The organism is Paractinoplanes polyasparticus (assembly GCF_019710575.1).
Lineage (GTDB): Bacteria > Actinomycetota > Actinomycetes > Mycobacteriales > Micromonosporaceae > Actinoplanes > Actinoplanes polyasparticus.
Genome location: NZ_JAHWFK010000013.1, coordinates 129,646 through 144,590, shown reverse-complemented (window position 1 = coordinate 144,590; position 14,945 = coordinate 129,646). Strand labels below are relative to the sequence as shown.

The 14,945-nt window shown below is 70.9% G+C and carries 13 protein-coding genes; 7 read left to right on the top strand and 6 right to left on the bottom strand.

Going from position 1 to position 14,945, the window contains the following annotated elements; all coding sequences use genetic code 11:
- Nucleotide 1: 1 nt before the first annotated feature.
- Together sucD and KXC43_RS15560 are read left to right on the top strand one after the other, a co-directional pair.
- The gene (gene sucD, locus KXC43_RS15565; RefSeq protein WP_221376771.1) at nucleotides 2–883 is read left to right on the top strand and encodes a succinate--CoA ligase subunit alpha; all 882 of its coding nucleotides are present in this window, start codon (nucleotides 2–4) and stop codon (nucleotides 881–883) included.
- Between the two features lie 110 nt (nucleotides 884–993).
- Nucleotides 994–2,433, top strand: a complete 1,440-nt coding sequence (locus tag KXC43_RS15560) for a cell division protein PerM (RefSeq protein ID WP_221376770.1) — start codon at nucleotides 994–996, stop codon at nucleotides 2,431–2,433.
- 68 nt (nucleotides 2,434–2,501) lie between these two features.
- Here KXC43_RS15560 and KXC43_RS15555 read toward each other — a convergent pair whose 3' ends face one another.
- Entirely contained in the window at nucleotides 2,502–2,849 is a 348-nt protein-coding gene (locus KXC43_RS15555) for a DUF4190 domain-containing protein (protein ID WP_221376769.1), read from the bottom strand.
- Nucleotides 2,850–2,998: 149 nt separating this feature from the next.
- On the opposite strand from KXC43_RS15555, the gene purN reads away from it, so the two are divergent.
- From purN to mdh, 4 genes are all read left to right on the top strand, one after another.
- Nucleotides 2,999–3,616, top strand: a complete 618-nt coding sequence (gene purN, locus KXC43_RS15550; protein ID WP_221376768.1) for a phosphoribosylglycinamide formyltransferase — start codon at nucleotides 2,999–3,001, stop codon at nucleotides 3,614–3,616.
- The gene (gene purH / locus KXC43_RS15545) at nucleotides 3,613–5,181 is read left to right on the top strand and encodes a bifunctional phosphoribosylaminoimidazolecarboxamide formyltransferase/IMP cyclohydrolase (protein WP_221376767.1); all 1,569 of its coding nucleotides are present in this window, start codon (nucleotides 3,613–3,615) and stop codon (nucleotides 5,179–5,181) included. Before purN ends, purH begins: the two co-directional genes overlap by 4 nt.
- Nucleotides 5,181–5,774: a pentapeptide repeat-containing protein gene (locus KXC43_RS15540; RefSeq protein WP_221376766.1), complete on the top strand. Its 594-nt coding sequence runs from the start codon at nucleotides 5,181–5,183 to the stop codon at nucleotides 5,772–5,774. Before purH ends, KXC43_RS15540 begins: the two co-directional genes overlap by 1 nt.
- 90 nt (nucleotides 5,775–5,864) lie before the next feature.
- The gene (gene mdh / locus KXC43_RS15535) at nucleotides 5,865–6,815 is read left to right on the top strand and encodes a malate dehydrogenase (RefSeq protein WP_221376765.1); all 951 of its coding nucleotides are present in this window, start codon (nucleotides 5,865–5,867) and stop codon (nucleotides 6,813–6,815) included.
- A 116-nt stretch (nucleotides 6,816–6,931) separates the two neighbouring features.
- On the opposite strand, the gene KXC43_RS15530 is transcribed toward mdh, so the two are convergent.
- From KXC43_RS15530 to KXC43_RS15520, 3 genes are all read right to left on the bottom strand, one after another.
- Entirely contained in the window at nucleotides 6,932–7,732 is an 801-nt protein-coding gene (locus tag KXC43_RS15530; protein WP_221376764.1) for an MBL fold metallo-hydrolase, read from the bottom strand.
- A gap of 21 nt (nucleotides 7,733–7,753) precedes the next feature.
- On the bottom strand, nucleotides 7,754–9,505 hold the full coding sequence (locus KXC43_RS15525) for a GAF domain-containing SpoIIE family protein phosphatase (protein WP_308129094.1): 1,752 nt from the start codon (nucleotides 9,503–9,505) through the stop codon (nucleotides 7,754–7,756).
- A 90-nt stretch (nucleotides 9,506–9,595) separates the two neighbouring features.
- Nucleotides 9,596–11,236 carry an alkaline phosphatase D family protein gene (locus KXC43_RS15520; RefSeq protein WP_221376763.1) on the bottom strand — a complete coding sequence of 547 codons (1,641 nt, stop codon included), beginning with the start codon at nucleotides 11,234–11,236 and terminating at the stop codon, nucleotides 9,596–9,598.
- Nucleotides 11,237–11,397: 161 nt separating this feature from the next.
- On the opposite strand from KXC43_RS15520, the gene KXC43_RS15515 reads away from it, so the two are divergent.
- Nucleotides 11,398–12,612, top strand: a complete 1,215-nt coding sequence (locus tag KXC43_RS15515; protein ID WP_221376762.1) for an NADP-dependent isocitrate dehydrogenase — start codon at nucleotides 11,398–11,400, stop codon at nucleotides 12,610–12,612.
- A 424-nt stretch (nucleotides 12,613–13,036) separates the two neighbouring features.
- On the opposite strand, the gene galT is transcribed toward KXC43_RS15515, so the two are convergent.
- Together galT and KXC43_RS15505 are read right to left on the bottom strand one after the other, a co-directional pair.
- Nucleotides 13,037–14,125 carry a galactose-1-phosphate uridylyltransferase gene (galT, locus tag KXC43_RS15510; RefSeq protein WP_221376761.1) on the bottom strand — a complete coding sequence of 363 codons (1,089 nt, stop codon included), beginning with the start codon at nucleotides 14,123–14,125 and terminating at the stop codon, nucleotides 13,037–13,039.
- Nucleotides 14,122–14,898, bottom strand: coding sequence for a DeoR/GlpR family DNA-binding transcription regulator (locus KXC43_RS15505; protein ID WP_221376760.1), 777 nt, complete (start codon nucleotides 14,896–14,898; stop codon nucleotides 14,122–14,124). Before KXC43_RS15505 ends, galT begins: the two co-directional genes overlap by 4 nt.
- Between the last annotated feature and the right edge of the window lie 47 nt (nucleotides 14,899–14,945).

The following is a 14,945-nucleotide window of genomic DNA, read 5'->3' as shown; positions in this document are numbered from 1 at the left end:
CATGGCTATCTGGCTCACCAAGGACTCCAAGGTCATCGTCCAGGGCATGACCGGGTCCGAAGGCTCCAAGCACACCCGGCGCATGCTGGCCGCGGGCACCAACGTGGTCGGCGGTGTGAACCCGCGCAAGGCCGGCACGACCGTCGACTTCGACGGCACCGAGCTCCCGGTCTTCGCGAGTGTCGGCGAGGCCATCAAGGAGACCGGCGCCGACGTGTCGGTCATCTTCGTGCCGCCGGCGTTCACCAAGGCCGCCGTGATCGAGGCCATCGACGCCGAGATCCCGCTGGCCGTGGTCATCACCGAGGGCGTGCCGGTGCAGGACTCGGCCCACTTCTGGGCCTACAACTCCGACCGCGGTCAGAAGACCCGGATCATCGGCCCGAACTGCCCGGGCATCGCGTCGCCGGGGGCCAGCAACGCCGGCATCATCCCGGCCGACATCACCCCGGGCGGCCGCATCGGCCTCGTCAGCAAGAGCGGCACGCTGACCTACCAGCTGATGTACGAGCTGCGCGACTTCGGTTTCTCGACCGCGGTCGGCATCGGCGGCGACCCGATCATCGGCACCACGCACATCGACGCGCTGAAGGCGTTCCAGGACGACCCCGACACCGACGCGATCGTCATGATCGGTGAGATCGGCGGCGACGCCGAGGAGCGGGCGGCCGAGTTCATCAAGGCGAACGTCACCAAGCCGGTGGTCGGCTACATCGCCGGCTTCACCGCCCCGCCCGGCAAGACCATGGGCCACGCCGGCGCGATCATCTCGGGTTCCGCGGGCACCGCGGACGCCAAGAAGGAAGCGCTCGAGGCCGCGGGAGTCAAGGTCGGCAAGACGCCGAGCGAGACCGCCCGTCTCATGCGTGAGGTCATGAGCTGATCACGCACCAGCGATCGGCGCGCCGTCGTCCGGGTCCCCGCGACCCGAACGGCGGCGCGCCGCCGTTTTTGCATCGCTCACTCGGCTCCGGCGTGGAAAAGTAGTCGCCGATGCCCAGCACACCCGAGCGTCCCGACGACTCGGACGACCCCTTCGCGGTCGCCGAGGCGACGCAGGTCGCCCACGACACCGAGTCGATCGCCGTCGGGCGCCCGGCCGAGGCCGTGGCCCAGGAAACCGGGCCGGTGTCCCGGGAAACCGTGGACGTGGCCCGGGAACAGCGCACGGTGCTGGTCGACGACAAGGTGCTCGGCAACCGCGAAACCGTCCGGCTGCCCACCCAGCGCCGCCCGCCGCAGCGCCCGCAGAGCCGGGCTCCGCTGCCGGTGGCGGCGGCCTTCGCCACGTTGTGGGCCGCGCTGCTGTCGTACGTCCCGGTCGCCGCCGTCGTCGGTCTCGCCCGCACCCTCGAGGGCAGCGGCGGTCTGGCCGGCGCCGCCCACGCCGGGCTGGCCGGCTGGATGCTCGGCCACGGCGTGTCCATCGGCACGTCGATCGGCGCCCTCGGGCTGGCCCCGCTGCTGCTCAGCATGCTGATCGTGTGGCGGCTCAACCGGGCCGGACTGCACGTCACCCGGGCTGTCGGCGCCCGCCGCACGGGCTCGACGTCCCGCGCGCTGTCGGTGGCCTTCGCCATCGCCCTGACCTACTCGCTGCTGGGCTCGATCCTGGCGCTCGTCGTCGACGGCAAGGGCACCGAGGTCACCGCGGGCCGGGCCGCGCTCAACTTCTTCCTCATCGGCCTGGCCGGTTCTCTGGCCGGGTCGCTGCGCGGCACCGACGCGCTCAGCGTCTGGGCCGGCCGGTTGCCCGGGCCGCTGCGGCACGGCGTACGCACCGGGGTCATCGCAGCCCTGTTCGTGCTCGCGGCCGGGGCGGCGGTCACCGGCCTCTCGATCGCGCTGGGCGGCGGTCAGGCGGCGGACATGATCTCCGCCTATCGCACCGGGGTGGCCGGTCAGGCCGGTATCACGCTGGTCAGCCTGGCCTACGGGGTGAACGGCTCGGTCTGGGCGGCGGCCTATCTGCTCGGTCCCGGGTTCGCGCTGGGCACCGGGTCGATCGTGCGGCTGACCGAGGTGACCGTCGGCCCGCTGCCGACCCTGCCGCTGCTGGCCGGGCTGCCCAACGGGCCGATGGGCGCGGCCGGCACCCTGCTGCTGGCCCTGCCCGTGCTGGCCGGCCTGGCCGCCGGCTGGCTGCTGACCCTGCGTCTCACCCGCGAGGGTAAAGAAACCGGCGAGAAAGAGACCAAGCCGCGGGAGGTCGCCTGGCCGTTCGTGCTCGGCAGCGGCCTGATCGCGGGCCCGGTGGCCGGAATTCTGCTGGGCCTGGCCGCGGAGTTCTCCGGCGGGCCGCTCGGTGACGACCGGATGGCGACGATCGGTCCCGACCCGTGGCAGGTCGGCCTGTTGGCCACGGTCGTGCTCGGAGTTTCGGCGGCCCTGGGCGCGGCGGCCGCGCGGATGTTCCGTACGCCGAAGGCTTGAGCGCGCAGAGGCCCGGCGGAAGACATGAAGAAGGGGGACGCCCGCCTGGGCGTCCCCCTTCTGACAGCTCAGTTACCCGAGTTGTTGGTGATGTCTTCCCAGTTGATGTTCTGACCGGCGGTGAGCGCCCAGATCAGCAGCGCGATGCCCAGCACGGCGCCGACGGCGCCGGTGATCAGACCGGCCATCGCCTGGCTGCGGTTGGTGGCCCGGCCCGCGTTCGCCTTCTGCAGACCCAGGTAGCTGACGATCGCGGCCGCGATACCGAGCGGGATGCCGAGGTAGAAGCAGCAGACCAGCGGGATCGACACGATGCCGAGGATCATGCCGACGAGACCCTGGGTGTTCTGCGGGGCGGCCGGCACGCCACCCGGCTCGCCGCCGGGCGGACCGTAGTAAGGGGGTGGGGTAGTCACGGGCTGTCCTCCAGTTTGCCTATGGCGTTGACCAAAGTGAGTGATTCGAATGTCTGAGGACCGGCAGCGTATCCGATGATCAGCTGTTTCGCGTGCCTGTCGGCTGACCCGTTGTCGGCCGCCCTGCCCTGCGGAGATAGGGTGCTCAAGTGACCGACCCCGCGCCCGCCCGCCTGGTCGTCCTCGTCTCCGGTTCGGGCAGCAACCTGCAGGCCCTGCTCGACGCGTCCGCCGATCCCGCCTACGGCGCGCAGGTCGTGGCCGTGGGCGCCGACCGTGCCGGCATCGCCGGTCTCGACCGGGCCGCCGCCGCCGGCGTGCCCACTTTTGTCGACTCGGTCAAGGCGTACGAGACCCGGGACGACTGGGACGCCGCCCTCGCCGCCCACGTCGCCGAGTTCAAGCCCGACCTGGTCGTCTCGGCCGGCTTCCTCAAGCTCGTCGGGCCGCAGTTCCTGGCCGCGTTCGGCGACCGCTACATCAACACCCACAACGCGCTGCTGCCGGCTTTCCCCGGCATCCACGGCCCGCGTGACGCGCTCGCCTACGGCGTCAAGATCGCCGGGGCGACCCTCTTCTTCGTCGACGCCGGCGTCGACACCGGACCGATCATCGCCCAGGTCGCTGTGCCCGTGCTCGACGACGACACGGAAGAGGCGCTGACCGAGCGGATCAAGGTGGCCGAGCGGGCCCAGCTGGTCGACTTCGTCGGCCGCCTGGTGCGCGAGGGCTGGACCATCGAGAACAGGAAGGTACGCATTCCATGAGCGCCGCCGACGAAGGCCGCCGCCCGATCAAGCGGGCGCTGCTGAGCGTGTACGACAAGACCGGCCTCGTCGAGCTGGCCCAGGCGCTCGCCGCGGCCGGCGTCGAGATCGTCTCCACCGGCTCGACGGCCTCGACGGTCGAGGCCGCGGGCGTCCCGGTCACCCGGGTCGAGCAGCTCACCGGCTTCCCCGAGTCCCTCGACGGCCGGGTCAAGACGCTGCACCCGCGCGTGCACGCCGGCCTGCTGGCCGACCTGCGCCTCGAGAGTCACGCCGCCCAGCTGGCCGAGCTCGAAGTCGCGCCGTTCGACCTGCTGGTCAGCAACCTCTACCCGTTCACGCAGACGGTGGCGTCGGGCGCGAGCGTCGACGAGTGCGTCGAGCAGATCGACATCGGCGGCCCGGCCATGGTGCGCTCGGCCGCCAAGAACCACCCGTCCGTCGCCGTGGTCACGGCCGTCGAGGCGTACGGGCTGATTCTCGACGCCGTGCGGAACGGCGGCTTCACGCTCACCCAGCGCAAGGCGCTCGCGGCCCGGGCCTTCGCCGACATCGCCGAGTACGACGTGGCCGTGGCCAACTGGACGGCGACGACGCTGGCCGCGGAGGCGGACTGGCCGACGTTCGCCGGCATCGCGCTGACGAAGAAAAACACGTTGCGCTACGGCGAGAACCCGCACCAGCAGGCCGCGCTCTACCTCGACCCGAACGCGCCGGTCGGGCTGGCCCAGGCTGAGCTCGTGCACGGCGGCGAGCTGTCGTTCAACAACTACGTCGACGCCGACGCCGCCTGGCGCAGCGCCAACGACTTCGACCAGCCCTGCGTGGCGATCATCAAGCACGCCAACCCGTGCGGCATCGCGGTCGGGGCCGACGTCGCCGAGGCCCACCGCAAGGCCAACGACTGCGACCCGGTCTCGGCGTTCGGCGGCGTCATCGCGGTCAACCGTGAGGTCACCGAGGCGATGGCCCGGCAGCTCGACGGCATCTTCACCGAGGTCATCGTCGCCCCGTCGTACGAGGCGGGCGCGCTCGAGATCTTCCGGCAGAAGAAGAAGCTGCGTGTGCTGGCCGCCCCGGCCTGGAACCCGGCGCCGGCCGAGATCAAGCAGATCGGCGGCGGCGTGCTGGTGCAGATGGCCGACCGCATCGACGCCCCCGGCGACGACCCGGCCCACTGGACGCTTGCCACCGGTGAGCCCGCCACCGCCGACGAGCTGGCCGACCTGGCCTTCGCCTGGCGCGCGATCCGCAGCGTCAAGAGCAACGCGATCCTGCTGGCCTCGGGCGGCGCGACCGTCGGCGTCGGCATGGGTCAGGTCAACCGGGTCGACTCGGCCCACCTCGCGGTCAACCGGGCGGGCGCCGACCGGGCCAAGGGCAGCGTGGCCGCCTCCGACGCCTTCTTCCCGTTCCCGGACGGGCTCGAGGTGCTGATCGCGGCCGGGGTGAAGGCGGTCGTGCAGCCGGGCGGCTCGATCCGCGACGAAAAGGTGATCGAGGCGGCGGCCAAGGCCGGCATGACCGTCTATCTGACCGGCACCCGGCACTTCTACCACGGCTGATGACCGATCTCGTCCAGGACGAGACCTTCAGCGGCCGGGACTGGGCGCTGGAGGAGGTCACCGGCGTCCGCTACGAGGACTGCGCGTTCCACGACGTCGACTGGTCGGAGGCGCGGCTGACCGGCTGCGTCTTCACCAACTGCACATTCGGCAATGTCCGGTTCAACGCGGCGACGCTGGAACGGGTCGCCATCATGCAGTCGACCGTGCAGCGCTGCTCGTTCTTCGACGCGACGCTGACCGACTGCAAGCTGACCGGCACGCAGTTCATCGACTGCGGGCTGCGGCCGATCACCGTCGAGGGCGGCGACTGGGGTTTCGTGTCGCTGCGCGGGCAGAATCTGACCGGGGCCCGGCTGGCCGGCCTGCGGCTGCGCGAGGCCGACCTGCTGGGGGCCGACCTCAGCCGGGCCGACCTGCGCGACGCCGACCTGTCGAACGCCAGGCTGACCGACGTGACACTCAAGGGCGCCGACCTGCGCGGCGCCGACCTCGACGGGGTGGAACTGCGCGGCGTCGACCTCGGCGGCGCCACCATCGACATCGGCCAGGCCGTGCGGTTCGCGACCGCGTACGGTGCGACAGTGGCTTAACTCGCGTTGAGGCGACCGGCCGGTAATACGCCGGTAACCGACTGATAGCGTCCGGAAAAACCGTCCCGGAGACTGGGAGTGGATAGAGCTATGGGCAAGAAGGTAACCGTCGTAGGTGCCGGTTTCTACGGCTCGACGACCGCACAGCGCCTGGCTGAGTACGACATCTTCGACACCGTCGTGCTGACCGACATCATCGACGGCAAGCCGGCTGGTCTCGCGCTCGACATGAACCAGTCCCGGCCGATCGAGGGCTTCGAGACCAAGGTCGTCGGCGTCACCACCGGCACCAACGGCGAGGGCTACGAGGCCATCGAGGGCTCCGACGTGGTCGTCGTGACCGCCGGCCTGCCGCGCAAGCCCGGCATGAGCCGCATGGACCTGCTCGAGGTCAACGCGAAGATCGTGCGCCAGGTCGCCGAGAACATCGCCAAGTACGCGCCGAACGCCGTCGTGATCGTGGTGTCGAACCCGGTCGACGAGATGACCGCGCTGGCCCAGCTGGCCACCCAGTTCCCCAAGAACCGGGTGTTCGGGCAGGCCGGTGTGCTCGACACGGCGCGCTTCACCAACTCGATCGCCGAGACCCTCGCGGTGCCGGTGAAGAGCGTCAAGGCGCTCACGCTGGGCTCGCACGGCGACACCATGGTCCCGGTCCCGTCGCGCTGCACCGTCGACGGCAAGCCGCTGTCCGACCTGCTGCCGGCCGAGAAGATCGAGGAGCTCGTCGTCCGTACCCGCAACGGCGGCGCCGAGGTGGTCGCGCTGCTCAAGACCGGTTCGGCCTACTACGCCCCGTCGGCCGCGGCCGCCCGCATGGCCAAGGCCGTGGTCGAGGACTCCGGCGCGGTCCTGCCGGTCTGCGCCTGGGTCGACGGCGAGTACGGCATCTCCGGCGTCTACCTGGGCGTCGAGGCCCAGATCGGCGCCGAGGGCATCAAGAAGGTCGTGGAGGACAAGCTGACCGACACCGAGCTGGCCGGCCTCAAGGAGGCGGCGGAGGCCGTCCGGGCCAAGCAGGCGGACGTCGCCAACCTCTGAGTGTGCTCGTGAGAAAGGCCGGGGCCGTTGTGGTCCCGGTCTTTCTTTGTACGCGCCATCGCAGCCCTTCGGCGCGGCGGCGCTCACGAGCAATGCAGACAGACAGACCTGTCCGTTCAGTGCGGCACGAACGGCATCCCCAGGTGACTCACCGCCATGGTCGCCCCGCGCGACGTCACCTGCTCGACCATGCGCAGCCGGCTTGCTCGCGCCCCGGCCGGGTCCATGTCGCTCGAGTAGGCCAGGTCGGGGTGCAGCACCTGGATCGCGTGGACCAGCAGGTCGCCCGTGACCAGCAGGCTCTCGTCGCCCGCCTCGACCCAGACCGACTGGTGGCCCGGGGTGTGGCCGGGGGTCGGCACCACCCGCACGCCCGGTGCCAGCACCCGGTCGCCGTCGAGCACCTCGAGCCGGCCCGCCGCGCGCAGCGGCTCGATCAGCAGGTCGTACTGCCCGGCCCACTCACGACTGGCCGCGTAGGCGTCGACATCGGACTGCTGCACCACCACCCGCGCCTCGGTGAACGGCGAGTCGCGCGGGACGGCCCAGCCCATGTGGTCGTTGTGCAGGTGGGTGAGCACGATCGCCGACACGTCGGTGGGCGCGACGCCCGCCTCGGCCAGCGCCTCGGGCAGGCGGCCGGGAACGGGCGCCCAGTCGGCGGCGAGTGAGCCGGCCGGCCCGATGCCCGCGTCGATCAGGATTGCCGGGCCGTCCCCGATCCGTACGCAATAGCTGCGGAACCTCAGCAGCCACTCGCCCTCTCCGGTGAGCGCGTCCGGGTCGAACGCGTCGGCCTCGGCCCACTGGCGCGGTGTGGCCGTCGGGAACGCCGCCGAGCGGGGCTCGAAGAAGGGACCGGCCGCGTCTTCGACGGCGATGACCGTGAGCGGCCCGACCCGGTACGTCAATGACATGCGCCCATTGTGGCCGGAGCGTCAGCCCGGTGTGGTCACCACCAGGACCGCGACGTCGTCCTCGCCGGCGGTGGCGGTGGGGCTGCCGGCGAGAATGGCGTCGGCCAGCTCTCCCGGCTCGAGGCCGGCGTGGGCGAGCAGAGTCTGGTGCAGCCGGCGTACCCCGTCGTCGATCGGGGCCGTCCGGGTCTCGACCAGTCCGTCGGTGTGCAGCACCAGCGTGGCCCCGGCGGGCAGAACACGCGTGTGATTGCGGCGGGAGACGCGGCGCCCGGCGCCCAGCAGCGGATCACGTCCTTCGAGCAGGGACACCTCGCCCCCGATGAGCAGCGACGGCGGCGGGTGGCCGGCATTGGACCAGGTGAGGACGTGTTCACCGGCGGCTGTGGGGTCCAGATAGGCCAGCAGCACGGTGGCTATGCCGTCCAGCCCCAGGGTGCGGCCCGTGTGCTCCAGCCGCCGCAGCAGCGCCGAGGGCGGCTCGTGCCGGTCGATGAGCAGGGTTCGCAGCATGCTGCGGTATTCGCTCATCTTCGCCGCGGCGTCGATGCTGTGCCCCGCGACGTCGCCGATCACCAGGGCCAGCCGGCCCTCGTCGAGGCTGACCGCGTCGTACCAGTCGCCGCCGACGTGGTCCTCGTGGTGCGCCGGCTGGTAGCGCGCGGCCATCCGCAGACTCTCGTGCCGGGGCAGCGCGGTGAGCAGCGCCTTCTGCATCGTGGCGGCGGCGGTGCGGCGATCCTCCAGCAGCTGGACGCGGGTGAGGGTCTGCGCCACGTAACCGGCGAGGGTGGCCAGCGTCGCCTGTTCGTCCTCGTCGACCAGGTGCGGTTGCTTCCAGACGAAGGTGAGCGCGCCGATCGGCCCGTCAGGGCCGGGCAGGGGCAGGCTGGCCGCGGCGTTCCAGCCCATCTCGTCGAAGGTGGCGGCTGCGTCGGGGGTGCGCTCGCCGACCGCCGTACGGTCGGGAAGCAACACCGGAAGGCCCGTGCCGGCGGCCAGGGCGGACGGTGTCGAGCGCAGCTGCGCGTAGCGCTGCCACCGGTGGGCCACGGCGTTCGGCAGCAAGCGGCTGGAGGCCAGGGACAGCTGCCCCGCGTCGTCCAGCAGCGAGAACCCGACGTACGCCGGGTCGAGCGCGCCGGTGACCAGGTCGCGAACCGTGTCGACCACCTCGTCGACCGTGCTGGTGCCGGCCAGCGCCGTGCTGGCGCTCAGCAGCAGGCGGCTGTGCTCGGAGGCCAACTCGGCCCGGTAGCTGGAGATGCGCAACCGCAGGCTGTCCGAGCAGCTCGCGGCCAGCCCGGCCAGCAGGCTCAACTCGGCGGCGGTCCAGTCCCGGGGGGCGTGGTCGATCGCGCAGAGCGACCCGAGAACCTCGCCGCCGGCGTCGGTCAGCGGCATCCCGGCGTAGCCGACGACGCCGAGGTCGTCGATGGCCAGGTTGTCGCGCACCCGGGGGTCGAGGCGGGCGTCGGTGACGATCAGCGGCTCGGCCGTGGTCACGACGTGCTGGCAGAAGGAGTGTGACAGCGGCGTCTGGCGGCGCCCGAGCCAAGGCTCGCCGAGGCCGCAGGCGCCGGGGAAGTACTGCCGGTCGGCGCCGACCAGCGTCACGAGCGCCACGGGCACGTGCAGCACGACGCGGACCATCTCGGCGAATCGGTCGAGCGCCGGGTCGGCGACGGCATCGAGCCTTGTGCGCAGCAGGGCGTCGAGCCGTGCGGGCCGGGACAGGGCGCTGCCGGGCGAACCACCCATCGATCCGGTCACTTGCCCCCTCGTCGTTCTCCCCGGCCGCTCCACATGATGCCATCGCCGCGACCGACCGGACAGGGGCCGATGAGCCCCTGTCCGGGGAGACTATCGGCGCGGCGGGAGAACTCCCTGGTCGTCCTGCGTGTCGAAGGTCGGCCCGGCCGGACGGGCGGCGGGCGGCGGGGCAGGCGCGACGAACACGTCGGCGATGCCGGGGCGGCCCGCCTCGACCGTGAAACGCGCCTCGGTGCGCACCGCGGCGGTCGGCGCCCAGACCGTGTCGACCAGGCGCAGACTGCTGACCATCTCCGTACGGGAAAGGTCGCAGACCACGTAGCCACGCTGGTTGTCGATGTAGCGCCAGTGCGGGCTCTCGGCCATGATCGGGTCGTACGTGGCGTGGAACGACGCGGGGTTCGCGTTGCCGCCCGAGGTGATCGAGGTGCCGGTGATCTCGGCGCCGACGATCGGGGACGACACGTCGTCGAAGTCGGGGCGCAGGTCGCTGACCCACGTGCAGTGCCGGTCGCCGGTGAGCACCACCGGGTTGTCGACCCGGCCGCTGCCGAAGAACTCGAGCAACCGCCGGCGCTGGGCCCGATAGCCGTCCCAGTTGTCGAAGTCGAACGTCTGCCCCGGCCCGGCCTGGCGGTCGTTCTGGGCCCACATCACCTGGTTGGCGAGCACGTTCCAGCGGGTCCCGGAGTGCTGCAGGCCGTCGACCAGCCATTTCTCCTGCTGGGGACCGGTCATGGTCAGCGCCGGGTGCTGAGCGTCGGCCAACGTGGCCGGCTGGTCGCTGCGGTACTGGCGGGTGTCGAGCACGTGCACGCCGGCCAGCGACCCGTACCGGAACCGCCGGTAGAGCTGGAGGTCCAGCCGGCGGGGCAGCGACGACCGTCGCAGCGGCATGTGCTCGTAGTAGGCCTGAAACGCCGCGATCCGCCGCGCCCGGAAGGCCTCGGGCGTCTGCAGGGCGGGGTCCTGAGGGGTCTCGTCGGCCCAGTTGTTGTCGACCTCGTGGTCGTCGAACGTCACGATCCACGGGAACGCGGCGTGCGCGGCCTGAAGATCCGGGTCGGTCTTGTACTGCCCGTGCCGGTTGCGGTACTGCTCCAGCGTGTACGGCTCGCCGGTGCCCTCGTGCTGCCGGGCCGCTGACGCGTTGCGCGGACCCTCGTAGATGTAGTCGCCGAGGAACGCCACGAAGGCGAGGTCCTCGGCGGCCAGGTGCTGGTAGGCGGTGTAGAAGCCGGCCTGATAGTCCTGGCAGCTGGCGAACGCGAAGCGCAGCGCGCGCGGCCGGGCCGCCCGGGAGGGTGCGGTGCGGGTGCGGCCGACGGGAGAGATCTGACCGCCGGTACGGAAGCGGTAGAAGTAGGCCGTGTCCGGGCGCAGTCCGCGCACGTCGACATGCACCGAGTGGGCTAGTTCGGGTCGGGCCGGTGCGACTCCCGTACGACGGCGTCGCGTGAACCGCTCGTCCTCGGCGATCTCCCATTCCACCGGCACGTTGCGCGCGGGCATGCCGCCACCGGTCAACGGTTCGGGGGCGAGCCGGGTCCACAGCACCACCGCGTCGGGCAGCGGGTCGCCCGACGCCACGCCCAACCGGAAGACGTCGGCCGGGAGGGGAAGCGTGGTCTGGGCGTACCCCTCTTCGGGGTGCAGCAGCATGGGCGCGGTCGCCACCGTGGCGCCCCCGGTGAGGAGCAGGCGTCGGCTGATCTTCGTAGATAGTGACATTTCTCGATGCCACCGCGTTTCCGTCACGCGGCGCCGACAAGCGGCCAAACTGGTGTTGGCGATACGGCCAACTCCGGCCCGGGGTCGCCCGGCGAACACGAACGGTCCTGCAGTACGCTCGTACTGCTAAGCATGGTTTTCGGGAGAGGAGCGCCGGCCGCATGGCGAAAATCAAGGTCACAAACCCGGTGGTGGAGCTCGACGGCGACGAGATGACCCGGATCATCTGGAAGCAGATCCGGGAGCAGCTGATCCTGCCCTACCTGGACGTCCCGCTCGAGTACTACGACCTGTCGATCCAGTACCGCGACGAGACCGACGACCAGGTGACGATCGACGCGGCCAACGCCATCAAGCAGCACGGCGTCGGCGTGAAGTGCGCGACGATCACGCCGGACGAGGCCCGCGTCGAAGAGTTCGGCCTGAAGAAGATGTGGCGGTCGCCCAACGGCACCATCCGTAACATCCTCGGCGGCGTCGTCTTCCGCGAGCCGATCATCATGCAGAACGTGCCGCGGCTGGTGCCGGGCTGGACCAAGCCGATCATCATCGGCCGCCACGCCCACGGCGACCAGTACAAGGCCACCGACTTCGTCGCGCCCAGCGCCGGCAAGTTCACGATGACCTTCACGCCCGCGGACGGCTCCGAGCCGATCGAGTTCCACGTGGCCGACTTCCCGGCCGGCGGCGTCGGCATGGGCATGTACAACTACGACGACTCGATCCGCGACTTCGCGCGCGCTTCGTTCCGGTACGGCCTGGCCCGCAACTACCCGGTCTACCTGTCGACGAAGAACACGATCCTCAAGGCGTACGACGGCCGTTTCAAGGACCTGTTCGCCGAGGTCTTCGAGAGCGAGTTCGCCGATCAGTTCAAGGCGGCCGGCCTCACCTACGAGCACCGGCTGATCGACGACATGGTCGCCGCCGCCATGAAGTGGGAGGGCGGCTACGTCTGGGCCTGCAAGAACTACGACGGTGACGTGCAGTCCGACACCGTGGCCCAGGGCTTCGGCTCGCTCGGCCTGATGACCTCGGTGCTGATGACCCCGGACGGCAAGACCGTCGAGGCCGAGGCCGCGCACGGCACGGTCACCCGGCACTACCGCCAGTGGCAGAAGGGCGAGAAGACGTCGACCAACCCGATCGCGTCGATCTTCGCCTGGACCGGTGGCCTCAAGCACCGCGGCATCCTCGACAGCACCCCCGCGGTGACCGAGTTCGCCGAGACGCTCGAGAAGGTCTGCGTCGAGACGGTCGAGGGCGGTCAGATGACCAAGGACCTCGCGCTGCTCATCTCGCGCGACGCCCCGTGGCTGTCGACCGACGAGTTCATGAACGCGCTCGACGAGAACCTGGCGCGCAAGCTCGCCTGATCTTCACGGGAAGGCCGCCGGTCAGCGACCGGCGGCCTTTTTCGTCCCGCAGACATGCGTCAGTTCGCATGTTTGATTCCGTAACCAGTGGTTACCCGCGTCGTTCTTCATGGCAGAACGGATGACGGTCGCGCGCCGAGGGGTCGCCCGCCGGTCCGGCCGCCTTGTCCCGGGCGCCGACCGGTTCTCTCGACGGCTGCCCGTCCCCTTCCCCTGCGGGGGGCTCTGTCCCGAGCCTCCCGCTGTGCTTATGGCCTCGCTGTGCTTATGGCCTCGCTCTGCTCGGCGGGCACTTCGCCCCTGGGAGGTCGACGTCGAGGACACCGAAAAGCACCTCGGCTTCGCCTAGCACTTTTCGGCGTCCTCGACGTCGACGGGGCGAAGTGCGACTTGGTTGGGGAAGGGGTGGGGGATGGGGGGTGGGTCAGGCTGCTTCGCGGAGTAGTTGGGCGGCTTTTTCGGGGACTATGTCGTTCACGAAGAAGCCCATTGCGGACTCGGAGCCGGCCAGGTACTTCAGCTTGTCGGCGGCGCGGCGGATGCTGAACAGCTGTAGGTGCAGGTAGCCCAGCTCGCGGCCCGCGCCGACCACCGCCTGGTGCCAGGCCGAGATGTACGGCATCGGCCGGCCGAACAGGCCGTCGAAGCGGCGCAGCAGGTCGAGGTAGAGCGGCCCGAACGCGTCGCGTTCCTGGTCGGAGAGCGCGGGCAGGTCGGGCACCTTGCGGTGCGGGGCCAGATGCACCTCGAACGGCCAGCGCGCGGCGGCGGGCACGTACGCCGTCCAGTGCTCGTTGGAGCCGACCACCCGGTTGCCGTCGGCCCGCTCGGCTGCCAGCACGTCGGTGTAGAGATCATTTCCCGTACGGGCGAGGTAGCGTCCGGCCGCGGCCAGCATCAGCCTGGTGCGCGGCGGCACGGTCGGGAAGGCGTAGATCTGCCCGTGCGGGTGCTGCAGGGTCACGCCGATCTCGACGCCGCGGTTCTCGAACGGGAAGACCTGCTCAACGCCGGGCAGACGCGACATCTCGGCGGTGCGGTCGGCCAGCGCGTCGATGACGGTGCGCACCCGCGAGGGCGGCAGCTCGACGAACGAGCTGTTGTGGTCGCTGGTGAAGCACACGACCTCGCACCGGCCGATCCCCGGCCGTACCGGAACCAGGCCCGTGACCTCGGTGATCTCGCCCTCTTGAACGCGGTCGCTGAAGGACGGGAACTGATTCTCGAAGACGACCACGTCGTAGTCGGGGGCCGGGATCTCGCCGGCGAACGTCGACTTGGTCGCACACAGCGGGCAGGCGTCAGCCGGCGGCATGAACGTGCGGGTCTGGCGGTGCGCGGCGACGGCCACCCATTCGTCGATCAGCGGGTCGTACCGGAGCTGCGAGGTGGGCGGCGGAGGCGGCAGGCGCCGGGCGTCGGGGTAGGTCGCCCAGTCGGCCGGCTCCTCGTTGAAATAGATCAGCTCGCGCCCGTCGGACAGGCGGATCGCCTCGCGGCTCTTGAAGGTCATTGCGCAGTCACCACAACAAGGTCTCGAACCGTCTCGGACAGAAGTGCGCGGGCCGGCTCGTCCAGCCCGTCATCGGTGATCAGTACGTCCGCACGGTCGAGCGGGACGATCGAGGAGATGCCGACCGTGCCCCATTTGGTGTGGTCGGCCAGCACGACGAGGCGCTCGGCCGCCTCGACGAGGGCCCGGTTGACGTCGGCCTCCATGAGATTGGGGGTCGTGTAGCCGGCGCGTTCGCTCATGCCGTGCACGCCGAGGAAGAGCATGTCGAGGTGCAGCGTGCCGATCGCGGCCACCGCGACCGGGCCGACGAGGGCGTCGGAGGGCGTGCGGGTGCCACCGGTCAACACCACGGTCTGGTCGGGCCGGCCGGCGCGGTAGAAGATGTCGGCGACCGGGATCGAGTTGGTCACCACGGTCAGCGAGGGCACGTCGACCAGGCGCTGGGCGAGGCCGGCGGTGGTCGTGCCGGCCGACAGCGCGATGGCGTCGCCCGGGGAGACGAGCGCGGCCGCGCGCATCGCCATGGCCGCCTTCTCGTCACGCTGGCGCACACTCTTGGCCGCGAAGCCGGGCTCGTGGGCCGAGCCCGGGCTCACGGTGGTGGCGCCGCCGTGTACCTTCGCCAGCAGGCCCCGGTCGGCCAGGGACTCGAGGTCGCGGCGGATGGTCATGTCGGAGACGCCGTATTCCGAGGCGAGCTCGCTCACCCGGACGCCGCCGGCGGCCCGGACTCGGTCAAGGATCGCGGCCTGTCGCTGCTGCGCGAGCATCAGCGGACCGCCGCCGGGAACCGCACTAATTCGAACACGCCCGAACA